The organism is Citrobacter sp. Ce006 (assembly GCF_030336535.1).
In the GTDB taxonomy this organism is placed as follows: domain Bacteria; phylum Pseudomonadota; class Gammaproteobacteria; order Enterobacterales; family Enterobacteriaceae; genus Citrobacter; species Citrobacter europaeus.
Window position 1 is genome coordinate 169,716 of the sequence record NZ_JAOWDO010000074.1, and the last position, 21,679, is coordinate 191,394.

The window sequence follows — 21,679 nt, forward strand, 5'->3', positions numbered from 1 at the left end:
CTCCTGTTAGTATGATCGGCAAACCAGTGGGCCTATTTGCACAATCCCTTTTGCTGACGCGGGATAGTCAAATTGCACGCGACAACTGCCGGTGTCCGTATCAACGCGCAGCGTATTGTGCTGCTCCAGCGTGTCGAACCAGGTCATCCCATCAAAACCAACGACAGACGACTGGCCCGTAGTGCTGACGGCGTATGCCATGCTGCCTTCGGGAATTGGTTTACCCTGATTGTCGACGAGGATGACCTGCGCAGCGCGTACGGGAGTGATGCCAAAGCTAACCAGAGTACCGGAACGATCGGCAGGCGTTGCGTTCGTCTCAACGCGTGCAATCCGCATATTGGCGGGGAGATCCATTGGGTCAATACTAATCAGGTTTTTTTGATAACTGTTGAGGGGCGTGACCAGCAGTAGCCCCTGGTCGTCGCTGCGACCAATCAGGTTATTTTGCAATTTGACCGGAACATCAGGTACACCGTCAGTTGATACGACGGCAAAACCATTATTGATTTCTCTTGCTGCAAACAAGCCGCCTCCCATGGCCACCAGCGATCCGGTTGCGCCTGCATAACCATAATGGTTATCGGGTAAACGGCTAAATCCTGCGTACGCTTTACCATAACGCCCCAGATATCCCACTTCGCCCTGGCCACTTTGCCGGGAAGCCTGCTGACTGGCGGCCAGATTCCAGCCCCACCCACCGTCGGCAGGAGGCGTCAGGCTGGCGTTGAGCTGGTAGCCGGTTTCATCGTTGGTACGTTGTAGGGTGCTGCTGGCGCTCAGATTGTTGTCGGTAGCGATCGTCACCATCAAATAGAGACTGCGATCGCGGTTATCGTCAATGTTCTGATTGAATCCGGCATTCAGTGAGATGTTGTCTGTAACAGATTTAAACCAGCTGGCGTTGGCGTAGCGCACCGCATTTTCATGTGGATAACGAAACTGCAGGTAGCTCAGGCTGACATTACCGGCAGCTTCGAATGAATAGCCAATGACTGTGTTGCTGTTAAGCGTCGGTGGCGGCTCACCGTAATGGGTGGCGACATCGCGATAATCGCCGGAAGTTGCCGTGGTACTGGTACTGAAATTAAACCGTTCACCGGACCAACGGTAACCAAAACTGTACAAAAACCCGTTCTTTCCTGAGTCGGTACTTGCGGCAAGTGAGGTCGAAAACGTGCCGCTGCGGGTTCCCGGGATCCAGTCGTTACTGAAGCCCGCGTTAATCAGTCCATCGCTGGTTTCCGTATGAGTCCCGGCGGTGAACGTATTGCTAAACCCGCGGCGCCACGTAGCGCTCAATACCGGTGCGCTGGCATAATCAAAAGAGGAGTAACCATAATTTTCGCGTACCGTGCCCAATTCAGCCGACCAGGCAGTTAATCCTTCCCGCAGGAGTTGCTGATCGTTGTAGAACGAGAAATTTTGTACGCTCGTTCTGCCCAGTGCGTCCGTCATCATTACCTGACCCGTACCCGCGCCGCTGATGTTAGGCATGGTGTTAATCTGAAAACTACCTGCGGGGACTTCTCCGTTGTAGTACCTGACGCCGTCCACGTACAGCTCAACGTTTGACGGCAACGTCGCGGATCCCAGATATGCAGGGAGCGGGGTGGTTGGCTTATAGGGCTGCAAACCAAAATCGGTTCCTATCTGAATACCGCCGATACGCGTCGGTCGGGACCAGATGAGTGAACTTGTCAGGGTATCGCCAACGGTGAGCGCCAACATCGAATCAGGAAATGACGTACGCCAACTGGTGTCGAGGCGCTCAAAGCTGTTATCGGCATATTCCTCGGTGGAGTACTGCGTCAACTGGGTGGTGCTGAGCACGCCGGCAGCATTGAAGGCGCGAAGTTCACTGAAAGTGTTGATTGCACTTTCATCCCCCTGTTGGGTATAGATATCATAATTGAGGAGCGCCCCGCGTGATGTTGTCGCCGTTGGCGAGGTTTCAGTGGGCGAGTTAAGCTGCGTGGTCGCAAGATCGAGTGAACTGAGTGGCACAGTAAGCGAGAGCGTTTGCAATTGAACGTTGTAGTCAATGGTTAGCTGGGGGATATCATTCAGGCAGACGGCGTTAGTGGCATCTGGAGCAAAGCGGAACCCCATTTTACGCAGGGTATCTGCTCCCGCATAAAGCTTTCCATTATCGTAGCCAAAATGTACCAGCCCAACGGGATTTCCATTTAAGGTGACGTCGAGATACAAATCGACCCCCGTAATCTGCGAAGTGCTATTAATAACACTATTTTCGTTCTGGTTATTATTCAGCGTTTGTGCGCAAACCATTCCCGAAATTAATACTCCATTGAGAAAGCAATATTTCACCAGAAGCCAGGATCTGTTACAGATCTTGTACTGTTTTTTGGCCATTGATTGTGACTTCAACTTTCCCGCCATAATGATTATTACTGGCCGACGGGGAGACTATCCAGCGCATTGTTGAGCCGGGTAAAACGTAGCCTAATAGTCCGGGTGTTATGACTTTTTTAGCACCGTCAGGGCTTATAAATGTTGCAGCGGATAATTGCGCATGCCCATTTCCCTGATTGCTGACTTCAATAAATTTTTTGCCATTCAGTTGTTGTAATTTCCATTGCAGTTTTGCCTGCGTTTGTGCCGCTGATGTCGGTTGAATGAAAACGGGAACGGAATAATGCAGCACAAACTGAAGCTTATTTTTTTCTACTTTTGCAGGCGGCAACTCATCTATCGACAAACGATAAGCGTCTTCGGCATGCGCCGAGGGAGGGCTTGTGCGAATAACACGAATCAACTGACGTTCTCCAGGGGCTAATGCCAGCATCGGCGGGCTAATGACCAGCCCCTGAGAGGGAGAAAGTTTGTCGTCATAAGCGCTCTGGCTCCAGCGAAAAACCCGAACCTGGGCGTTGAGCACATTTTCACCTGCGTTACTCAGCCAGATACCATCGGCATTTTGCGTTGCTTGCAACGTTAATGTAACCGGGGCTATTTGCAGCCCGCTGGCGGCGGCGGGGTTAACGCTCGCCACCATCCCTAACAGGCATGCGCAGGCACACTGCTGAACAGGCAGTTTTACTTTCATGTGGCTTCCTGAAGTTAGTAGTTAACGTTAACCGTTACCGTGTCGGCATAGTCGTCAGGAGTGAAGTTGGCGCTCGGTGCGGTGGCATAAACAGTATAGGTTTGCGCCAGACCGGTCCCCGTCGCCGCTACGCCATTTCCAGGCGCGGTGTCGGTGGCGGTATTTCCCCACACCGGACCTGTTGCTGACGTGCGATTTAGCTGATAGGGCACTTTGTCGGTATTGGTGGCAGCGTTAGCCACAGAGGACATGGCGCCTGAGCCCGTCGTCGTCCCTCCATTGGCAGCCGACGGTGCCAGGCCGATAAAATAGGGCGTGGTTTTTGAGCAATTAATTGAAATAGTGTTGCTTGCACTGGTATTTGTCGCCGTGGTATTCACCGGACCAAGCGTGATATTTGAAGCCGAACCAGCAGTTACGGTACAGGCCTTCTGAATCGTCATCAGCACCTGAAATGTTCCGTTAACGGTTGCTGCATTTGCCACTGATATAATGGAAAAGGCGCAGCAACAAAGAATTAAGCGTTTGTCTAAGACTAGAGCCATATCCTTTACCTTTTTCAAATAACCACATTTATTACTTTAGAAAAACAATAATGTGGCACAAGAAGACATAATTTAACCCTAGAATAAGTATTAGGCGTACGCCAGTTGATCTAATGAATTTTACTTAGGAAAAAGGTGATGGCGTCTACAAAAAAATAATACCAACGGGTGAGTATGTTATTTGGTTTTTATGCTATGCCGGGTGTTTAGTCAAAAGGCCTGGGGGCAGCATATTCAGTGGATGGTACTCAAATGACCACCCAAGATATGAGAATCGTAGGTTTTATCTTCCTTAATTCAGTACCGTATTACCTGTTGGTTATGGGCTGTGGAAAACGACCTTATAACCTTGCTCATTCCAGTGTTGTAGCAGCTCATTTTGTCTGCGGGTTGGCGTAATACCGGTCCAGACAAAAAGCGTCTGCCCTGGGAAAAGTTCTGGTCTTGGCGATTCAATGGGTTCAGCAAAAACGGCAATATGCCAGCCAGATTGCGATAAGCGCCAGGCTTCGAGCCACAGACGGGTTCTGTCTTCAACATCCCAGGCCATCAGGATGGCATCTTTCCCTGACTTGCGCCGCGTTTCAGACAGCAGTGTGGCAACATATTCAATCAACGCGCCATCAAGCATACTGTTCATAATGCGGGATGTATTATGATCAAGCATTAACCGTTGACGTACGGGAAGATAAACGTGATCAATCAGTGCATCTACGGGATGGACGCGACCAAGTGCGATAATTTTGGCTCGCAGCTTCGGTGGATGCGCCATGCGAAGCATGCTCATCATCTCTTCTTGCAATTGATTCCAGTCATCGTCAGTTTGACGGGTACTGGTTTCCAGTAATGCTTTTACTTTGCCAACGGGTGTGCCACTGTTAATCCAACGTTTTATTTCTTCAATACGTTGAATATCTTCTTCATCAAAGAGACGGTGGCCACCTTCGCTGCGTTGAGGTTTGAGTAAACCGTAACGTCGTTGCCATGCCCGGAGGGTGACAGGATTTATCCCGCAACGTTCTGCGACATCTCCAATGCTGTAATAAGCCATAGTTCCCCCAGACACTCCTGATTCTCCGTCACCGATATGCGGTTCCTGTTACTTTGTACAAGATGCATCAAATTGTACAAAACATACAGAGAATTCTAGCAAAATTAAGATTTACTTTACTATCACGCAGGGTGAAATGCTGAATTTTTAAGTTCAGCATGAGAGAGGGGATGAGAATTATTGTTTACTAACAATGTCTTAGGCGTTATGATGCTGAGAAATCATTTTTTCTCTGGCCATGCAACAGACGGCGTACCATTCAGGCTGGCTTGTGCAAAAAGGTTACCCTGGAAGATTTCAATACCTGCGGACTCAAGCCACATCCACTCTTCAGGTTTTTCAACGCCGACTGCGGAAATCATGATTTCCAGCGAAGTGCAGCATTTGATAATTGCCTGAATGATGGCCTGTCTTGGTCCACTTTTATGCACATCCGTGATGAGCTCGCGGCTTATCTTTATTCGGTCGGGTTGAAAACGAGACAGAAGCTGAAGCCCGGCAAAACCTGCCCCAAAATGATCTATCGCTACACAGATCCCCGCAGCCTTGAGTGACTTCACTGCCTGCGCGAACGTATCAAAACGAGAAATAACTTCGCTTTCGGTAAACTCTACAATGATTTGTTCAGGCACCAGTCCGTGTGCCGCGATTTCGTTTATCAGAAAGCTGACTGCATCGGGTTTATTTACCAGGGTCATGGGGAGCAGATTGACTGAAAGCATTTTGTCGTTAAGTCCCAGCGCGCTTGCCATTGCAAAAGCAATCTTTTTGCTCTGCAGATCCGCGGTATACAGTTCCTCAGGATTTAAGTTGTCAAAATAAGTTGCGGGTGTTTCACCGTCTTTACCACGAATAAGTGCTTCAAGGGCAATGACGCGTTGCGACATAGGATCGATAATGGGTTGAAAAGCAAAGCTGAAATCGATATCGGACGGGAGTGTGCTTTCATCCAGGAGAGTACAAGAGTCGTCGGCAATAAAACTCCAGTAATCAGGCGCAGGTATTTCAAAATAGCTCGATTTTTCCGTCGCAAGGACAAATGTGCGGAAAAACTGTAATGCCCTGTCATCATACGTGAGCTGAAATTTAGATGTTCCCTTGTTAAGTACCGCTTGCAGGACGTCATTGCGTTCATGTTTTTGTAAATCAAATAACTCCATCCCCACCTTTCCGAATCTTCTTGCAGGCGCATAATCACACATCAGCTCAACGATATTGTGGTGCCGTGGATCGTTACATATACAACGATAAATCTCCTTTACCTGCTCCTCAGGGCCTTCAAGCAGTTGGAAAAAGTGGCGACCGTTAAAGAGTAAAATCCCCGTAACATCAGATCGCCTGTTTTTGAGATTTGCGGCTGTCACCATATCCTCAAGCGCTCTGAGGGGGGCGTCATCACGTAGATGGCTACGGTAAATAATGGTCGTGAGCATGGATAGTCCGGGATCATGGGGGGAAGAGGTATGGACAGTATCAGACAAACCAGCTTATGTCCTGATTTTAATACATTATCCTAACTTTATATTTACAAACAAAGACCCTAAACGGATCAAATTCATTCGTTAAACGATGTGTGTTGTACAATTGAATTTGATTTCATGTAGAATGAAACTTATACAACTCATTGATTACATTGACTTAGCACTTATTGCTAAAAATTAACGAGCTGCGTTGTACACATTTTTGGTACAACTTTGCTACTGTTATAAAACTTAATATTCACCAGCATTTTGTTACAGGAGCATGACATGCAGCAGCATACCGTTCGCACTGATTCTGCAAGCGCGATTTCTCGTTACTTTGCAAAGGCGCATCTGCCAACCCAACAGGAAACATTGGGAGAAATCGTCACTGAGATACTCAAAGATGGGCGAAATCTGAACCGCAAATCACTTTGCACCAAGCTTCTGAGCCGTCTTGAAAAAGCATCAGGGGAGAACGAACAGAAACATTACAATGCGTTAATTGGCTTGCTTTTTGAATAAAAGGAAGTCTGACATACAGAATCGGAGTAAATACTGACGTCGTTATGAATAAAACTGACAGTGAACGCTTGAAACATGAAATTACAGGTTTGGCTGTGCTAGAAATTTTGCGAATGCATACAGACGTTTCGTTAGCTGCAGTGATTAAGCAACTGCGACTTATGCAGGCCAGTGAAATGGATAGCGCACGCAAGCAATTAATTGACAGCGTTATCAATGATTTCACAAACATTAATCCGGGAAAGATAAGCAGAAAACCGGATAAAACCAGAGATGAGAGTGCTTTCAGTGCCAGCAAAAACCCTAAATTACATTAAAGATAATCTTCCAGACTATACAAGCGAGGTTACCATGCTTCATGAAATTAATGTCCACAGTGTAATGACGGATAAAGCTTTATCAAGTTACTTCCATAATGCAGGTGAGCTATTAGCAGATGAGTCTGTGGTATTGGGGCAGGCGGTAACAAATGTAATTCTGGCTGGTGATAATGTTAATAATAAAAATATCATTTTAAGCCTGATTGGTTCTCTGGAGTCAACAGTTGACGTTGTCCAGGCAGATGTTATCAGAAAAACCCTGGAAATAGTGTTGCGTTACACAGCTGACGATGTCTAATAAGTTTCATATTAATATAATATGTACAGTACCTTTGTTATATGCTTAAAGCATTCATGCTGAGCATTTTTTTGATTAAGACTATACATAGCACCCTCTCATTTTTATGACTACATTTTATGGGGTTGATATGGCCAATTCTATTCCGGAAAGCTTTATTTTTTGCTGTGCGTTGTATAAAGATATAGAGCGTAAGGTAATGTTAAAACAAGGTTATATCAATAATGATGTTCTTGTTCAGGCTTTTAGTATTCAGTTGAAGAATGAGAAGAATGCGATTTTAACCGATCTCTATACACAGATTTTGGCTCATCTTCAACCCGACAAAGTAGTACAACACGGTTAGGTTTATTGTGATTTTTCATTGAGGCCATAATGATGAACATCGTTCAGGAACAAGTTGGAAACGCAGAGTTATGGCTTGATGATATTTTTATCAGACAAGGGTTAAAGAATATTCTTGCCGATATAGTTTTCGAAGATGACCAGACGCGTCTTGTTTTCTTCACCGCCAATCACTTTGATGCGGTAAAAAAGCAAAAATATGATCTGAATACGCATCGTTTGGTACTGTTGATTGATGGTCATCAGTATCATTATCTCAATGATATTTCACTTTACAGACTTCCAGTGGATATTGGCGTTGGCTCAATTAAACAATTTATTATTGATATCACTCGTGCTGGTGGTGAGCACGAGAATCAATCGGAAGCATGTATCTCTTTGACCGCACGAGATAAATTTATTTTAACGCAGTTAGGAGAAGGTCGAACTATTTTTGAGATATCCGCCTTGTTAAATCTACATTTAAAAACGATTTACCAGGCCAGGCAGAATCTGATCAAGAAACTTGGCTGTTCTGGGCTGATTGATTTTCAGGGAATACTGCGAGCGCAAGTATTCCGCAACTGGCTGGAACATGCCTGAGCATCGATAATCTTAACAAGCTGAGCGGTATTTTCTTTTACCTGTACAGGTTCAGCTCGTTAATAATGCACTCAGGTTCTTCACTGAGAGGCATATTGTCTATGTCCAAAACACCATCATTTATTTGTGGATCATCAGCCCGCAGGCCTGCAAACAGTGGGGTAAGATCCTGTTGTGCTTCACCTCGTTCAGCCATCAGCTCGAACGTTTTATTTTTTGCCTCGTCGTGGGTCAGGGCACTGACCAGAACCTCGGCGATTTGCTCGCGGGATATCACACCATCTTCCGGTGTTCCCGTATGGCGACGATCCCCCTGAAGCATAACGATTCGGTGTTCATCATCATTGTTGTAATCAAACCAGCCGGGCCGGACGATGGTATAGGGATGACCGCTGGCCCTGACCAGACGCTCGGCACGTCTTTTCCAGTCATGAACCTCAGTGCGTTGATTCCAGGTGCTGAGCCGTTCAGTCACGCCAATCGTGGTCATCAGGCCGATACGAACAGGCGTATCCTTAAATATGCGTAAAATATTACGTACTCCGCCGTAGTCTATCGCTCTGGCACCTATACGCCCCTGGCCATCGGAACCGAGCGTAAAGATGATGGCATCAATATCTTTCGGTAATTCGGTGAGTGTTTCAGGCATTGAAACATCGCCGTAAAAAATATCTGTTCCCCGAGGAAGCGATTTCACTTTGCGCTTATTTCGGATCAGCGCTAAAGGCTGATGGCCCATTTTGATAGCGGTATTGACGACATGAAGGCCAATACTTCCTGTCGCCCCAGCAACGAGAATTCTCATGATAAACCTTCTGATAATTCGGACTTATTTTCGATACAGTCAGAATATCAATTATCATTATGGTCAGTAATAGGGCTAAAATGATTGTGTCTATGAACACCCTTCATGAGTGTGCGATGAAGGGAATGCGCCATAAGGAAATCGCCGATGCTGAAAGAAAACTTCAATGAACTGCAAATCTTTCTTGTGGTGGCAAGGGAGCGAAGTTTTACCAAAGCAGCGGGTAAACTGGGCGTTTCTCAGTCTGCACTCAGCCACGCGATGAAGGCCCTGGAGGAAAGGCTGAATATCCGCCTTCTGACCCGTACGACACGAAGCGTTGCCCCTACGGAAGCCGGTGAGAGAATCATTGCCTGCCTTGAACCGCGTATTGCCGATCTTGAGCAGGAGCTGGAATCACTGGTTCAACTGAACGGCACCGCCTCCGGCAATATCCGTTTATCTGCCGGGGAGCATGCCGCGCGAAGTCTGGTATGGCCGAAGCTAAAACCCTTCCTCAGGGAATACCCGGAAATCAATCTCGAACTGGTGGTGGATAACGGCTTTGTCGATATTGTTGAGGGGCGTTTTGATGCCGGGATCCGCTTGGGCGAAAGTGTGGATAAGGACATGATTGCGGTAAGGATTGGCCCTGACATGAGAATGGCTGTGGTAGGAGCGCCGTCTTATTTCGCTGCAAATCCTGCACCTGAAACGCCGCACGAGCTACAACATCACCGGTGTATCAATATGCGCCTGCCGACAGCCGGTGGGCTTTACCACTGGGAGTTTGAGAAGGATGGAAAACCGTTACGTGTCAGAGTAGAAGGGCAGGTAACCTTTAATCTGCAAGCGGAAAGGATTGATGCGGCGTTATCCGGTTTTGGCATCGCCTGTATACCGGAAGACAGGGTGCAGGATGATATAAAGTCAGGAGAGCTTATTCAGATTCTGCAGGATTGGTGTCCGTCTTTCCCCGGATATTACCTCTACTACCCGAGCCGTAAGCAGCATCCGCCCGCTTTTGCGCTGATGATCGATGCGCTTCGCTACCAGGAATAACGGGTCCGACAATCTCAGCGGACCCGTTCGGGTATTAACGGCCTACGCGAGCCTGATGCTCAGGAGAGTAACGTTCGCCGACGATTTTAATCGTTTCAAGCGCCTGGGTTATCTGTCGCGAGTCATCCTGAGAAAGGATGATGTCGGCGGCCCCCATGTTTTCCTCCAGCCGGTGCAGCTTCGTGGTACCAGGGATAGGAACAATCCACGGCTTTTGTGCCAGCAGCCATGCCAGCGCGACTTGCGCAGACGTCACACCTTTCTCTGCCGCCAGTTCACCCAGCAATGAGACCAGCTTTTCATTGGCTTCAATCGCCTGCTCGGCGAAACGCGGCACTGTGCTGCGGTAATCATCCTTGCCAAAAGTGGTTCCTGGCTTAATCGATCCCGTCAGGAAGCCTTTGCCTAATGGGCTGAAGGGCACAAAACCAATACCCAGTTCCTCCAGTAACGGCAGGATCTCCTGCTCAGGCTCGCGCCACCACATGGAGTATTCACTTTGCAGCGCCGTGACCGGTTGTACGGCATGCGCGCGGCGAATAGTTTGTGCACCCGCTTCGGACAGACCAAAATGTTTGACTTTGCCTTCAGCAATCAGGTCTTTCACAGTACCCGCAACGTCTTCAATCGGCACATTCGGATCGACACGGTGTTGATACAGCAGATCAATAACATCAGTCTTAAGACGACGCAGTGATCCTTCCACCGCTTCACGGATATGCTCCGGACGGCTGTTTAAAATCTGCTGCTTGTTGTCGTCGCCAAAAGTAAAACCAAACTTAGTGGCCATGACCACGCGGTCACGAAATGGTTTTAAGGCAACGCCTACCACCTCTTCATTAAGAAAGGGGCCATACACTTCAGCGGTATCGAAGAAGGTGACGCCACGTTTAACCGCAGCGCGAATAAGCTCGATAGCCTGACGCGTATTGGTCGCCGGGCCATAGCCGTGGCTTAAGCCCATGCAGCCGAGCCCAAGTGCGGAGACTTCGAGTCGGGATTGACCCAGATAACGTTTTTGCATTGAATGAATACCTCTTTTATCGCGACTTAAACATCCAGTTTGCGGCCCGCCAGCCATTCAACTCTTGCAGGATCTCGATGAGAAAAGAACGCACTCGTTGCAGTGTCGATAGCGGTAATCTGCAGCATATCTTCAGCGCTGAGTTCAAAATCGAGAATATTGATGTTCTCTTCCATACGTTCTTTGCGCACTGTTTTTGCCAGTGAAATGATGCCTCGCTGGAAGATCCACCGCAGCACAACCTGGCCTACGCTTTTGCCGTACTTCTGGCCAATTGCCGTCAACACCGGGTGCTGGAACAGGCCGTTTTTACCTTCTGCAAACGGTGCCCAGGCTTCCGGCTGAATGTCGCGGCTTTGATTCCATGGAACCGCATGCAACTGTTGGTTGAAGGGGTTAACTTCAATCTGGTTCACCGCAGGGGCCACTTTGTTGAAGGCGATAAGATCGGCCAGTCGGTCAGGATGGAAATTGCTAACGCCAATGGCGCGGATTTTGCCAGCCTGCTGCAGTTCTTCCATCGCACGCCATGCCCCATGGACATCGCCGTAAGGCTGGTGAATCAGATACAGGTCAACGTAATCAAGCTGCAGTCGGTTCAGAGAGCGTTCGAACTGGGCTTTCGCGCCTTCATAATTAGTATCCTGAAGCCACAGTTTGGTGGTGACAAACAGTTCATCACGGGCGATGCCGGTCTGTTTCAGCGCGTTCCCGACCTGGGTTTCATTCTGGTAAGACGCGGCGGTATCGATCAGACGGTATCCAGTATCGATGGCATCAATAACGGCTCTTTCGCATTCAGCGGCATCCGTCATCTGAAAGACACCGAAGCCCAGCAGGGGCATTTCAATCCCGTTGTTCAGTTTTACAGTTTGCACGACGTTATCCTTCAGTTGTTGTGTTGGAAAAGCATAACGCAAACTGATTTATTCGATTAGATGGGGTAATTAGCTAGGGTTTATTAGGTGGGCTCATTAATTTGGAGGGGCTCAAGGTCGGCTTTGTGCCAGGAGGGGACATTACAGATATGGCCGCGCGGTGTCACTTGCGGGGGTTACATGATTTACCTGTAATCAAGTGCAATAGCAAACGGGCAAATATTCTTGAGGCTGCGGGGAAGTGCAGCCTCAGTGATATGACTGTGGAAAGCGGTTTATTATTTCTTTGCTGCTCGAATCAGGCCGTCAAGCCATTCCTGATGACCATTAAGCATTGGGTTCGGGCGGGTATTTGCCAGATCTTTTGCCGGGACTCCGTTCTGTGTTTCCTGCGTTAGGATACGGACCCTGTGACCGGAAAGATCCTCCAGTAGCCACGCATGATGGACATCGAGTCGTTGAGCGGTATCTTTTTCACCGGCCCATCCGTGCCATGCCAGACGAGCAGGTTTACCTTCAGCAGGTGGAACAAACTCCACAACCTGAGCTTCAACTGGGAAACCAAACGTGCTGAAGTAGAAGCGAACCCCATTTTCCAATTCTGGACCTTTGTTGTCATAAAAGCGCACATCGGCGGAATTTTTATAGTATTCCGGCCATAGCAATGGCTGACTCAGGAGCGGCCAGACATCATTGACGTTCAGACCTGAGATGATCATTTCATTAGAAACAAAGTTATCGGTAAAACCCGGAACAAAGCCTTCTGGCCAGTTAATCGCGTTCATAAATTTCTCCAATTGCTATAGTTGAGTGCACTGCGTGTGTCATTACGGCAGTAACGTGATGACAGTGATTATTGGTGCAATGGAGTTATAAGGCGAATTGTCATTACTTATATTCTTAATAAGATAAATTATATCAGGACGCGGGATGTTGGCTTACTTCTGCGCATAAAGCACGAATCCACTGATGACTTGGGTCACGATGGGTTCGCTCATGCCAGGCCATGCTCTTGGTAAAGCCGGGTACTTTCAGGGGCAAAGGGAGAATGATGAGATCGTTGTTAGTCAGGACCATGCGGTGAGGTACAACTGCAATCATATCAGTCACTTGTAATATATCAGGTATCACCTGAAAACTATTAACTGACATGCCTACTCGTCGTGTCAGACTGAGCTTAGCCAGTGCTTCATCTGTAACACCGGTGAAGTTACCTTCTGAAGACACCAGAATATGTTCCTGTTTGCAAAATTGTTCGAGCGTCATTTCTGAACTCGCTGCCAGAGGATGATGACGTCGTGCTACGCAGACATAATCTTCTTCATAGAGCGCTCTTCCATGCAGGTCTTCGGGGGTTGTTTGCGGTGTTATCAAAGCCAGATCAACTTCACCCCGAGATAACTGCTGATACATTCGCTCATTGTCCACGGGCCGCACGGCGATTTTAATATACGGTGCACGTTGTTTTAGCTCAGCCATCAACGGAACGACAACAGCCTTAAGTGCATAGTCCGTTGCGACGATGGTATAAGTCAGTTCCACCGTCACGGGATCAAATTTCTTTGGTTTCAGCAGGATAGCGATATCGGTGAGGATTTGTTTTACCGGCGTAGAAAGTTCGTTGGCCCGCATTGTGGGGACCATACCGTGGCTGGTGCGAACAAAGAGTGGATCGTCAAAGTAATCACGCAAGCGAATAAGCATACCACTGACGGCAGGCTGCGTCAGTGAGAGGCGCTGTGCAGCCCGAGTCACGCTTCCCTCATCCAGTAATGCATCAAGGGCCTTAAGAAGGTTAAGGTCGAGGGTTCTGATATCATTTTTCATAATGAACTAGCCTGACAGATATTAAAATTTTAATTCAGGCTAAATGCTCGGGAAAAGGTTGTCTAGAAGGTTTGCGAGTGTTTTCCTTTTGGGGGAACTTCCATTTCTGGATGGTAGGCCTTGTACGGATAAGTCCGCTCTTCAGCTCAAAGCAGACCTTGGAATTGAAAGCAGAGGGACTACCTGACACAATTTTGCACAGTGAAGAGTCGGGCGTTGTTAACGTTCAGATTTTCAATGTATCAATGACCATCCGCAGGGCGGGAGAGACGTTGCGATGGGGATAATAGAGAAACAATCCTTCCATTCGCAGGCTGTAACGCTGCAACACCCTGATAAGCTTACCGCTTTCTAAATCATGCGCGACCAGTTCAACAGGAACATAGGCCAATCCGAGGCCCAGTCGGGCGGCCTCTGCTTCCATATAGCTGTCGGATAAGGCCCATTGCCCTTCGGGTTGATGAGTGATTTTTTTATCATCCTGAGTGAGTTCCCACTGGTATACGCTGCCGTCGGCAAACTGATAGGCGATACAGGGATGCGTCTTTAAATCTGTCGGGGTTTGCGGAAAAGCGTAGCGACGAAAATGTTCCGGAGTCCCCACAATCGCCATCTCCATATCGGGCGTGATGCGCACCGCGACCATGCCCTGGCCGACTTCAGGCCCCAGACGGACACCAGCATCGAATCGCTCTTCGATGATATCGATGAACCGGCTCTCATTCATCAGTTCCAGTCTGATATCAGGATAGCGCTGTTTAAATACCGCCAGCTTTGGCAGCAGGCATTTATCAATGGCGTGCTGGCTGGCATTGATACGTACCGTACCGGAGGGCGTCTCTCGATAGTGCGCCAGCGTGGCAAGCCCACGATCTAACGTATCAAATCCAGATGCCGTCTTCTGGTAGAGCTGCTCGCCTGCTTGCGTCAGCGATAGTTTACGCGTGGTACGCACCAGCAGCTGGACGCCCAGCCTTTCTTCAAGCTCGCGAACAGAACGGCTGACTCCTGACTGAGCAAGCCCCAGCCGCTGAGCCGCTGCGGTAAAGCTGCCTTCTCGCACCACCTGCATAAACAGGTACAGCTCGTTGTAGTTCTCCCTTTTCGCCATTGAAAAATCCCCCCGGAATGACAGCAAATTCAGTATTGATTTATCACAATATGGTATCAATCTTAGCAGTAATCGCCCCCTAATCAGCACTAATTCTGCTCACTATAATGACCCCATCAAAGCAAAGCACCGCAGCGTTGTCCGTCGGAAACCTGTATCTCTCTGTTGTTTTTTATGGGGATTTTTATGAAAGCCTTCACCCTAACGCTAAAAACCGCGATGCCGGCCATGCTGTTATTCGCATCATTAAGTGGAGTCACGACAATGAGTTATGCTGATTCAACCAATCCTAATGCCCCTGTGTCCATGACAGATAAATGGGATAAAACGTTCGCCGAGAGCCAGAAAGTCGAACATCGTAAAGTCTCGTTCCCGAACCGATATGGCATCACCTTAGTGGGCGATCTTTACCTGCCTAAAGACCGTGGCGATCGCAAGCTGGCGGCGATTGCGGTCAGTGGGCCATTTGGCGCGGTGAAAGAGCAATCCAGCGGCCTGTATGCGCAGACGCTGGCGGAACAAGGATTTGTTACCCTGGCATTCGATCCCTCTTACACGGGGGAAAGCGGCGGCTATCCGCGAAACGTCGCCTCACCGGATATCAACACTGAAGATTTCAGCGCGGCGGTGGATTTCTTAGGGCTGCAAAAAGAGGTGGATCGCAACCGTATCGGGCTGCTCGGTATTTGTGGCTGGGGCGGCATGGCGCTGAACGATGCCGCGATGGATACCCGCGTTAAAGCGGTGGCTACCAGCGTGATGTACGACATGAGCCGGGCGATGGGCCATGGTGTGGGGGATGGCAAAGACCGTTATTCCACCGCCGACCGTCGTGCTGTTCTGCAATATCTGAATGAACAGCGCTGGAAGGATGCGCAGAGCGGCACGTTCGCACACGGTGCTCATGATATTAACGTCGACAGCAACGGCAAGGCCAGCGCGGGCGAGCGCGTTCTGCCAGAAACGCTGCCGGCAAATCCGCATCCGATACTGAAAGAGTTCTTCGATTACTATCGCATGCCGCGCGGCTTCCACGAGCGTTCCGTTAACTCGACCGGGGCGTGGACGGCAACGATGCCACTGTCGTTTATGAATATGCCGCTGCTGAGCTACGCCAGTGAAATCACCATCCCAACGCTTATTGTGACCGGTGAGAAAGCGCATTCACGCTATTTTGCTGAAGATGCTTTCAAGGCGATTGGCAGTAAAGACAAAGAACTGGTAGTGGTGCCAGGGGCAAATCATGTGGACCTCTACGATAACGTGGCCGGAAAAATACCTTTCGCGAAGTTCGAACAATTTTTCCAGACCAAACTGAAATAAACCCTCTCCTGAATTGATGCAAAGCCACCGGCCTCTGGCGGGTGGCTTTTATCCTGATCTTCGTGAAATTTCACTATGTCGACGCTAAACCAAACACCATCACCTCATCATCAGCGCGCATACTGGGGCGGTATTTTTGCCATGACCCTGTGCGTGTTTGTGCTGATTGCTTCTGAATTTATGCCCGTCAGCCTGCTCACGCCGATTGCCCGCGATTTAGGCGTGACGGAGGGGCTGGCAGGCCAGGGGATTGCCATCTCCGGCGCACTGGCGGTTCTGACCAGCCTGACGCTTTCAACGCTAGCAGGAAAGATGAATCGTAAATTCCTGCTGCTGGGAATGACGGTTCTGATGGCCGTATCGGGGCTTATTATTGCGCTGGCTTCCAGTTATCTGATGTATATGATCGGTCGCGCGATGATCGGTATGGCGATTGGCGGATTCTGGTCGATGTCTGCGGCAACGGCGATTCGTCTGGTGCCGCAGCAACAGGTCACGCGTGCGCTGGCGATTTTCAATGCCGGTAATGCGCTGGCGACGGTCGTGGCCGCGCCGCTGGGAAGCTATCTGGGTGCCACGGTCGGATGGCGAGGCGCTTTCTTGTGCCTGGTGCCCATCGCGGTGGTCGCCTTTATCTGGCAGTGCATCAGCCTGCCCAGTATGGATGCGAATAAAAGCCGCACGTCACCTGGCGATGTATTCCGCATACTTAGCCGCCGCGTGGTTGCGGTTGGCATGCTGGCCTGCGGCCTGTTTTTCATGGGCCAGTTTACGCTATTTACCTATGTGCGCCCGTTCCTGGAGACCGTGACGCGGGTTGATTCCTCAGGCTTGTCGTTGATTTTGCTGATTATCGGCGTAGCCGGTTTTATCGGCACGCTGGTTGTTTCGACATTCCTCAACAGAAAATTCTATCCCACGCTGATGGTCATACCCGGACTGATGGCCGTCATTGCCATCGGCCTGATGCTGACCGGGCATCTGGTCTGGACGGTTTCGTTGCTGTTAGGGCTCTGGGGCATGCTGGCCACCGCTGCGCCAACCGGATGGTGGACATGGATTGCGCGTACGTTGCCTGATAACGCAGAAGCCGGAGGCGGGCTCATGGTCGCGGTGATTCAGCTCTCCATCGCCCTTGGATCAACGGCAGGAGGCATCGTGTTTGACCACCTCGGTTGGCAGAGCACGTTTGCCATGAGTAGCGTGCTGCTCCTTTGCGCGGGCGTACTGACCTTTTTTACCGCACGCCAGAAGGCCGGTGCGCGTTAATCCGGCGAGGGCCCGCGCTCCAGAAAAGTGGAAAGCGCAATATAGCTGCGTACGGAACGTACGCCCTCAAGGCTCTGAATCTCCATCAGGAAATTTTCCAGCGATTCGGTATCGGCGGCGCGTACTTTGATAAAGACGCAGCCGTCGCCGGCAACGGTATGCAATTCTTCCACCTCCTTGCGGCTGGTGAACTGCAAAAGGGCGCGCGTCGCCTGATAGCTACTGGTGTCGATAACCAGAAACGTTAACAGCGTCCGTCCCAGCTTGCAGCCATCCAGGACCGCCACGGTACCCTTGATCACCCCATCGCGCTTCAGTCGTTTTACGCGATCGTGAACCGCCGGGGCTGATAAGTTCACAATCTCACTCAATTCCGTGTAGCTGCGTCCTGCATCCTCTGCCAGGGCACTTAATATTTTTCGGTCAATGGCATCCAATTCCGCCGGTTTATGTCTTGTCTGCCGAATACCATCTTTTTCTTTATCAAATGCGCTCATAGGGCTTCTCAATCTGAATGAAAATATGAATATACTTAATTCTACCTAATATTATTAAGCCATAAAACGAATAATGGAGTTGCAATGCCTATCGCACTTTTCGCCCTCGCCGTGGGCGCATTTGGTATCGGCCTGACGGAATTTGTCATCGCCGGGATCCTGCCACAAATCGCAGCAGAATTTAGCGTCAGTATCCCGAAGGCGGGAATGATGGCGACGTCATACGCGCTGGGCGTATTTATTGGTGCACCGCTGTTAACGATTATTGGCGCGAGGATCCCCCGCAAGGCCATGCTGATTACGCTGGCGGGTATTTTTACGGTCGGTAATATCATTACGGCCATCGCGCCGACGATGGCGATAGCAATTGTCGGTCGTATTATTACCTCTTTTAATCACGGTGCCTTTTTTGGTATCGGCTCGATTATTGCCGCATCGCTGGTGGCACCCGGACGCCAGGCAAGCGCCATTGCCTTTATGTTTTCGGGGCTGACGTTAGCCAATCTGCTTGGCGTTCCGGTGGGTACGTGGCTTGCGCAAACCTTTAGCTGGCGGCTGGTATTCTGGATCATTGCTGGTATCGGGGTGCTGACGATGGCAAGCATAGCCGTGCTGGTTCCGCATATTGCGAAAGGCAAAGCTATTGCTTTACGCAACGAACTGAGAGCCTTTGTTGACCCGCAGGTGCTGCTGGTCATGGGGATCACGATTTTCGGTCCGGCCGCCTTTTTCACCTCGATTACCTATATTGCGCCAATGATGGTGCAGGAGGCCGGTTTCTCCTCAGGCGGCGTGGCAGGGTTAATGGTGCTGTTTGGTCTGGGACTTGCTGTCGGTAACTGGATTGGTGGACGCTTCGCTGACCGCTCTCTGTTTGGCACGCTGTTCGTTACCCTCGCGGCTCAGGGATTGGTGCTGCTGGTCTTCTGGGCGGGTGTTGAAAGCCAGTGGGTTGCCGGCATCTCAGTCTTCCTGATGGCGGCCTTCGGCTTCGCGACGGTCTCACCGATTCAGAAACTGGTTATGGAGCGCGCCAGCCATGCGGGAGCCCCGACAATGGCGGCCTCGGTCAATATCGGCATGTTTAATCTGGGAAATGCGCTGGGGGCATGGGCCGGTGGGGTAACCATTGCTGCGGGTTTTGGACTGGCTTCTCCGAACTGGGCGGGCGCAATTCTGTCCTTCATTGCGTTGGGCCTCGCTGTTCTTGCATGGCAAAGTGCGCGTAAAGGTTATATTTTGCCGGTACTTGAATAAATTACACAAGGCGATGAGCGCCCACTATGTGTTGGGCGCTCTTTTAAATGATTTAGGTGATTTTCTAAAACGGCTACTGCAAATTTTTCTCTTTCAAGAATTTACTCACCAAATCAGCAATCTGCACATTATTTAAATCAGAGAACGGGAAGTGGGTATTCCCTTTGATTCCCACTTCTGGCAGATGCGTCACAGTGACATCCCCGCCATGCTTGTTCACCACATCACGCCATTCGCGAGCCATCGCCAGACGTACGCGCCAGCTGTCCTGCGCGGGCATGGCGACAGGTTTATCCGGTATGTTATCGCCGTAAATAATCAGAATCGGGATTTTGGTCAGAGCCATAAACTGCTCCATCGGCACCGGCTCACCCTTCAGCGTGTCGAACGCGCTTGGCATAGGGGCTGGGAGTTCTTTTTCCGGGAAGACAAAGCTGCTGCCGGGCTCAAAGGCGACAATGGCTTTGACCTTGTTGTTTTTCATCGCCGTGTACCAGCCTGGTCCACCGCCCTGAGAGTGGGTGAAGAGGATAGCGGGGCCGGATTTATCCACGACGGCGGACATCGCATCAGAGATGACATTGATATCAAACGGCCCGGTGTTCGGGGTCATCTGACGGAAATACTGATTCAGTGCTTCTTTGTCGTGAGAGAACTGAACGTCCTTAAAATACTCTGGCCACACGCCAACGCGGAACTGGTTGAACCACATTTGTTCATCCGGTTTAGGCGTAACCGTACCTTCTACCGTCGTGCGCCCGGCGCTGCCACGGCGTGGCTGATCGACAAGATAGGTTGAGAACCCGCGACGCAGGAATATGTTCTGGAAACCTTCACGACCATCCGGGGTACTTTCCCAGGTACGGGAGAACTGACCTGCGCCGTGCAGCATGACAATAGGGTATTTATGCGGATTCTCCGGGATCTGGTAGAACACAGACGCATGATCGCCATGCCAGGTTTGGCCAGCTGAATCCAGCGGCTTTTTCGCATCAAATGTTCCTGGGGCGGTAATGATGGTGCCACCAGCAGAAAAGCTTCCTTGTTCCTGAATGACCAGCGGCTCGGCATAGACCGACTGAGCCACCAGGCCACCCGCCATTACGCAGATGGCCAGCGTTTTTAAGATTGTCTTCAAGATTACATCCTCTGTTATGTTTGCCGTTCAATCATATCTGAGTTGTCAGCGGTAATTATTTAGCACCACTGATTGCCCTTAATTGCCATCGAGCGCCTGTTGCAGCGCCTTTTCTGCTCGCGTTGCTGCATCATTTTCGCCATGTTCACGCAGAACCTGTGCGAGCTGGCGCAGCTGCGCTGCCGTCAGGCCGACCCGCATGCTTGCTCGGGTATGCGATAGCAGCTGGGCTTCAACGCCTGGCGTGGCCGCTAATGCACCCACCGTTGCCAGCTCGCGGCTTTGCCAGTCGAGGTTATCGCGGGCGAAAATGTCACCGAAAAGATGCGTTTGCAGGAACTGGTTAATCACTGGGGCAAAATCAAACAGCGGACCCTGGACGGGAGCGCCTGAGATTTTCGTCTGGTTTGCGGTACCGACACGGCGAAGCTCATCCCCGACAGGGATGGTGGCGACCGGTTCTTGGCCCTCAGCATCTTTGATGCCACGTTGTTTACGTGCTTCGACGACCTTCATCAGTTCACTAAGTGCATTCAGGCTACGGGGGAAGCCCGTATAGGCATAAAGCTGGACGAGAATCTCTTTGGTTTTGTTTATCGTGAGTCCTGCGTCTAGACCCTGATTCAAGGCTGCATTCAGCTTATCCATCTGGCTGCTGGCCATCGATGCGGCAATCAGCGGGATGGCCTGTTGGCGGGCTGACAGCGTATCTGAAACCGTTTGTTCGTGGTTCATTTCTGAGGCTCCTTTATTGACGGGCGCAGCATGTGCCGCGAGACCAAAACCAAAGATCAGCAGTACCGCTGCCGCTAATGCCTTAATGGGCGTGGTATTGTTCATCTGTCACTAACTCCTTCCAGTTAACGCTTTTGCCATCCACAATCCCGGTTATCGCCAGATGCGTCATCGCGCTGCCGGGGGCCGCCCCGTGCCAGTGTTTGACGCCCGCCGGGCAAGAGACAACGTCACCGGCGCGGATAACCTGCACCGGCTGGCCTTCTTGTTGGGTGAGCCCCACACCCGAGGTTACAATCAGCCGCTGACCTGCCGGATGCGTATGCCAGGCGGAACGAGCGCCGGGTTCAAACGTGACATAAGCCCCGGAAACAGGGATGTTGTTATCCGGTCTGAAGAGAGGATCAACCCGGGCGCGACCGGTAAAGTTCTCGGCGGGCCCATATACCGCGTTCTGACTTCCTGCGGGGGTGATATGGACAGCGGGATTTTGCTCCGCTGCCCAGGATGAAAATGTAATCGGCAGTAACAGCCCGAGGTAACGTAAATGTCTGATCATGCAAAGCGTCCTTATCAAT

24 protein-coding genes are annotated in these 21,679 nt (G+C 50.2%); 9 read left to right on the plus strand and 15 right to left on the minus strand.

All coding sequences use genetic code 11. The features are described from left to right. Positions 1–6: 6 nt before the first annotated feature. From OGV94_RS24345 to OGV94_RS24365, 5 genes are all read right to left on the minus strand, one after another. Positions 7–2,292 (minus strand): fimbria/pilus outer membrane usher protein, encoded by a 2,286-nt coding sequence (locus OGV94_RS24345; RefSeq protein WP_047410675.1) that lies wholly within the window; start codon positions 2,290–2,292, stop codon positions 7–9. Positions 2,293–2,347: 55 nt separating this feature from the next. Beyond that, a complete protein-coding gene (locus OGV94_RS24350) occupies positions 2,348–3,070 on the minus strand; it encodes a fimbrial biogenesis chaperone (RefSeq protein WP_087052781.1) in 723 nt (240 codons plus the stop codon). Positions 3,071–3,084: 14 nt separating this feature from the next. Then, positions 3,085–3,615: a Csu type fimbrial protein gene (locus OGV94_RS24355; RefSeq protein ID WP_003833507.1), complete on the minus strand. Its 531-nt coding sequence runs from the start codon at positions 3,613–3,615 to the stop codon at positions 3,085–3,087. Between the two features lie 319 nt (positions 3,616–3,934). After that, positions 3,935–4,666, minus strand: a complete 732-nt coding sequence (locus OGV94_RS24360) for a MerR family transcriptional regulator (RefSeq protein ID WP_286524617.1) — start codon at positions 4,664–4,666, stop codon at positions 3,935–3,937. A gap of 221 nt (positions 4,667–4,887) precedes the next feature. Next, positions 4,888–6,099, minus strand: coding sequence for a diguanylate phosphodiesterase (locus tag OGV94_RS24365; RefSeq protein ID WP_286524620.1), 1,212 nt, complete (start codon positions 6,097–6,099; stop codon positions 4,888–4,890). Positions 6,100–6,414: 315 nt separating this feature from the next. On the opposite strand from OGV94_RS24365, the gene ycgZ reads away from it, so the two are divergent. The 5 genes from ycgZ to OGV94_RS24390 all read left to right on the plus strand — a co-directional run bounded on the left by ycgZ (position 6,415) and on the right by OGV94_RS24390 (position 8,196). Continuing rightward, on the plus strand, positions 6,415–6,651 hold the full coding sequence (ycgZ, locus tag OGV94_RS24370; RefSeq protein ID WP_043016086.1) for a regulatory protein YcgZ: 237 nt from the start codon (positions 6,415–6,417) through the stop codon (positions 6,649–6,651). Positions 6,652–6,695: 44 nt separating this feature from the next. Beyond that, on the plus strand, positions 6,696–6,968 hold the full coding sequence (locus OGV94_RS24375; protein ID WP_043016087.1) for a hypothetical protein: 273 nt from the start codon (positions 6,696–6,698) through the stop codon (positions 6,966–6,968). Positions 6,969–7,002: 34 nt separating this feature from the next. Further along, positions 7,003–7,269, plus strand: a complete 267-nt coding sequence (locus OGV94_RS24380; RefSeq protein ID WP_043016088.1) for a biofilm development regulator YmgB/AriR family protein — start codon at positions 7,003–7,005, stop codon at positions 7,267–7,269. Positions 7,270–7,399: 130 nt separating this feature from the next. Next, entirely contained in the window at positions 7,400–7,615 is a 216-nt protein-coding gene (locus OGV94_RS24385; RefSeq protein ID WP_043016089.1) for a hypothetical protein, read from the plus strand. Positions 7,616–7,644: 29 nt separating this feature from the next. Beyond that, the gene (locus tag OGV94_RS24390) at positions 7,645–8,196 is read left to right on the plus strand and encodes a helix-turn-helix domain-containing protein (RefSeq protein WP_100194279.1); all 552 of its coding nucleotides are present in this window, start codon (positions 7,645–7,647) and stop codon (positions 8,194–8,196) included. A gap of 37 nt (positions 8,197–8,233) precedes the next feature. Here the strand turns inward: OGV94_RS24390 and OGV94_RS24395 are convergent, their stop codons facing one another. After that, entirely contained in the window at positions 8,234–9,001 is a 768-nt protein-coding gene (locus OGV94_RS24395) for an SDR family oxidoreductase (RefSeq protein ID WP_286524624.1), read from the minus strand. A 147-nt stretch (positions 9,002–9,148) separates the two neighbouring features. Between OGV94_RS24395 and OGV94_RS24400 the strand changes: the two genes are divergently transcribed. Further along, positions 9,149–10,042, plus strand: coding sequence for a LysR family transcriptional regulator (locus tag OGV94_RS24400; RefSeq protein WP_286524626.1), 894 nt, complete (start codon positions 9,149–9,151; stop codon positions 10,040–10,042). A gap of 34 nt (positions 10,043–10,076) precedes the next feature. Here the strand turns inward: OGV94_RS24400 and OGV94_RS24405 are convergent, their stop codons facing one another. From OGV94_RS24405 to OGV94_RS24425, 5 genes are all read right to left on the minus strand, one after another. After that, positions 10,077–11,066 (minus strand): aldo/keto reductase, encoded by a 990-nt coding sequence (locus OGV94_RS24405; RefSeq protein ID WP_286524628.1) that lies wholly within the window; start codon positions 11,064–11,066, stop codon positions 10,077–10,079. A gap of 26 nt (positions 11,067–11,092) precedes the next feature. Next, entirely contained in the window at positions 11,093–11,944 is an 852-nt protein-coding gene (locus tag OGV94_RS24410) for an aldo/keto reductase (protein ID WP_100194282.1), read from the minus strand. 278 nt (positions 11,945–12,222) lie between these two features. Next, positions 12,223–12,729: an SRPBCC family protein gene (locus tag OGV94_RS24415; protein WP_043016095.1), complete on the minus strand. Its 507-nt coding sequence runs from the start codon at positions 12,727–12,729 to the stop codon at positions 12,223–12,225. Between the two features lie 133 nt (positions 12,730–12,862). Further along, positions 12,863–13,771 carry a LysR family transcriptional regulator gene (locus tag OGV94_RS24420; protein WP_043016096.1) on the minus strand — a complete coding sequence of 303 codons (909 nt, stop codon included), beginning with the start codon at positions 13,769–13,771 and terminating at the stop codon, positions 12,863–12,865. 226 nt (positions 13,772–13,997) lie between these two features. Further along, a complete protein-coding gene (locus OGV94_RS24425; RefSeq protein WP_286524632.1) occupies positions 13,998–14,882 on the minus strand; it encodes a LysR family transcriptional regulator in 885 nt (294 codons plus the stop codon). Between the two features lie 264 nt (positions 14,883–15,146). Between OGV94_RS24425 and OGV94_RS24430 the strand changes: the two genes are divergently transcribed. Beyond that, on the plus strand, positions 15,147–16,205 hold the full coding sequence (locus OGV94_RS24430; protein ID WP_155762300.1) for an alpha/beta hydrolase: 1,059 nt from the start codon (positions 15,147–15,149) through the stop codon (positions 16,203–16,205). Positions 16,206–16,346: 141 nt separating this feature from the next. Beyond that, on the plus strand, positions 16,347–17,474 hold the full coding sequence (locus OGV94_RS24435) for an MFS transporter (protein WP_043017892.1): 1,128 nt from the start codon (positions 16,347–16,349) through the stop codon (positions 17,472–17,474). Here OGV94_RS24435 and OGV94_RS24440 read toward each other — a convergent pair. After that, complete coding sequence (locus OGV94_RS24440) at positions 17,471–17,971, minus strand: Lrp/AsnC family transcriptional regulator (RefSeq protein WP_087050470.1); 501 nt, start codon at positions 17,969–17,971, stop codon at positions 17,471–17,473. The two genes, OGV94_RS24435 and OGV94_RS24440, sit on opposite strands and share 4 nt — an antisense overlap. 84 nt (positions 17,972–18,055) lie before the next feature. Here OGV94_RS24440 and OGV94_RS24445 point away from each other — a divergent pair, with 84 nt between their 5' ends. Beyond that, positions 18,056–19,228 (plus strand): MFS transporter, encoded by a 1,173-nt coding sequence (locus OGV94_RS24445; protein WP_043016100.1) that lies wholly within the window; start codon positions 18,056–18,058, stop codon positions 19,226–19,228. A gap of 73 nt (positions 19,229–19,301) precedes the next feature. Here OGV94_RS24445 and OGV94_RS24450 read toward each other — a convergent pair whose 3' ends face one another. From OGV94_RS24450 to OGV94_RS24460, 3 genes are all read right to left on the minus strand, one after another. Next, on the minus strand, positions 19,302–20,366 hold the full coding sequence (locus tag OGV94_RS24450) for an alpha/beta hydrolase (protein ID WP_199994772.1): 1,065 nt from the start codon (positions 20,364–20,366) through the stop codon (positions 19,302–19,304). Positions 20,367–20,444: 78 nt separating this feature from the next. Beyond that, positions 20,445–21,206 carry a carboxymuconolactone decarboxylase family protein gene (locus OGV94_RS24455; RefSeq protein ID WP_286524636.1) on the minus strand — a complete coding sequence of 254 codons (762 nt, stop codon included), beginning with the start codon at positions 21,204–21,206 and terminating at the stop codon, positions 20,445–20,447. Then, complete coding sequence (locus OGV94_RS24460) at positions 21,184–21,660, minus strand: (R)-mandelonitrile lyase (protein WP_286524638.1); 477 nt, start codon at positions 21,658–21,660, stop codon at positions 21,184–21,186. Before OGV94_RS24460 ends, OGV94_RS24455 begins: the two co-directional genes overlap by 23 nt. Positions 21,661–21,679 lie beyond the last annotated feature (19 nt).

Excerpts from the sequence above, each read along its gene's own strand:
- OGV94_RS24390 (WP_100194279.1), top strand. The coding sequence starts at position 7,645 with ATGATGAACATCGTTCAGGAACAAGTTGGAAACGCAGAGTTATGGCTT.
- OGV94_RS24405 (WP_286524628.1), bottom strand. The coding sequence starts at position 11,066 with ATGCAAAAACGTTATCTGGGTCAATCCCGACTCGAAGTCTCCGCACTT.
- OGV94_RS24395 (WP_286524624.1), bottom strand. The coding sequence starts at position 9,001 with ATGAGAATTCTCGTTGCTGGGGCGACAGGAAGTATTGGCCTTCATGTC.
- OGV94_RS24445 (WP_043016100.1), top strand. The coding sequence starts at position 18,056 with ATGCCTATCGCACTTTTCGCCCTCGCCGTGGGCGCATTTGGTATCGGC.
- OGV94_RS24355 (WP_003833507.1), bottom strand. The coding sequence starts at position 3,615 with ATGGCTCTAGTCTTAGACAAACGCTTAATTCTTTGTTGCTGCGCCTTT.
- OGV94_RS24365 (WP_286524620.1), bottom strand. The coding sequence starts at position 6,099 with ATGCTCACGACCATTATTTACCGTAGCCATCTACGTGATGACGCCCCC.
- OGV94_RS24375 (WP_043016087.1), top strand. The coding sequence starts at position 6,696 with ATGAATAAAACTGACAGTGAACGCTTGAAACATGAAATTACAGGTTTG.
- OGV94_RS24420 (WP_043016096.1), bottom strand. The coding sequence starts at position 13,771 with ATGAAAAATGATATCAGAACCCTCGACCTTAACCTTCTTAAGGCCCTT.
- OGV94_RS24380 (WP_043016088.1), top strand. The coding sequence starts at position 7,003 with ATGCTTCATGAAATTAATGTCCACAGTGTAATGACGGATAAAGCTTTA.
- OGV94_RS24345 (WP_047410675.1), bottom strand. The coding sequence starts at position 2,292 with ATGGTTTGCGCACAAACGCTGAATAATAACCAGAACGAAAATAGTGTT.
- OGV94_RS24440 (WP_087050470.1), bottom strand. The coding sequence starts at position 17,971 with ATGAGCGCATTTGATAAAGAAAAAGATGGTATTCGGCAGACAAGACAT.
- OGV94_RS24435 (WP_043017892.1), top strand. The coding sequence starts at position 16,347 with ATGACCCTGTGCGTGTTTGTGCTGATTGCTTCTGAATTTATGCCCGTC.
- OGV94_RS24455 (WP_286524636.1), bottom strand. The coding sequence starts at position 21,206 with ATGAACAATACCACGCCCATTAAGGCATTAGCGGCAGCGGTACTGCTG.
- ycgZ (WP_043016086.1), top strand. The coding sequence starts at position 6,415 with ATGCAGCAGCATACCGTTCGCACTGATTCTGCAAGCGCGATTTCTCGT.
- OGV94_RS24360 (WP_286524617.1), bottom strand. The coding sequence starts at position 4,666 with ATGGCTTATTACAGCATTGGAGATGTCGCAGAACGTTGCGGGATAAAT.
- OGV94_RS24430 (WP_155762300.1), top strand. The coding sequence starts at position 15,147 with ATGAGTTATGCTGATTCAACCAATCCTAATGCCCCTGTGTCCATGACA.
- OGV94_RS24415 (WP_043016095.1), bottom strand. The coding sequence starts at position 12,729 with ATGAACGCGATTAACTGGCCAGAAGGCTTTGTTCCGGGTTTTACCGAT.
- OGV94_RS24460 (WP_286524638.1), bottom strand. The coding sequence starts at position 21,660 with ATGATCAGACATTTACGTTACCTCGGGCTGTTACTGCCGATTACATTT.
- OGV94_RS24350 (WP_087052781.1), bottom strand. The coding sequence starts at position 3,070 with ATGAAAGTAAAACTGCCTGTTCAGCAGTGTGCCTGCGCATGCCTGTTA.
- OGV94_RS24425 (WP_286524632.1), bottom strand. The coding sequence starts at position 14,882 with ATGGCGAAAAGGGAGAACTACAACGAGCTGTACCTGTTTATGCAGGTG.
- OGV94_RS24400 (WP_286524626.1), top strand. The coding sequence starts at position 9,149 with ATGCTGAAAGAAAACTTCAATGAACTGCAAATCTTTCTTGTGGTGGCA.
- OGV94_RS24385 (WP_043016089.1), top strand. The coding sequence starts at position 7,400 with ATGGCCAATTCTATTCCGGAAAGCTTTATTTTTTGCTGTGCGTTGTAT.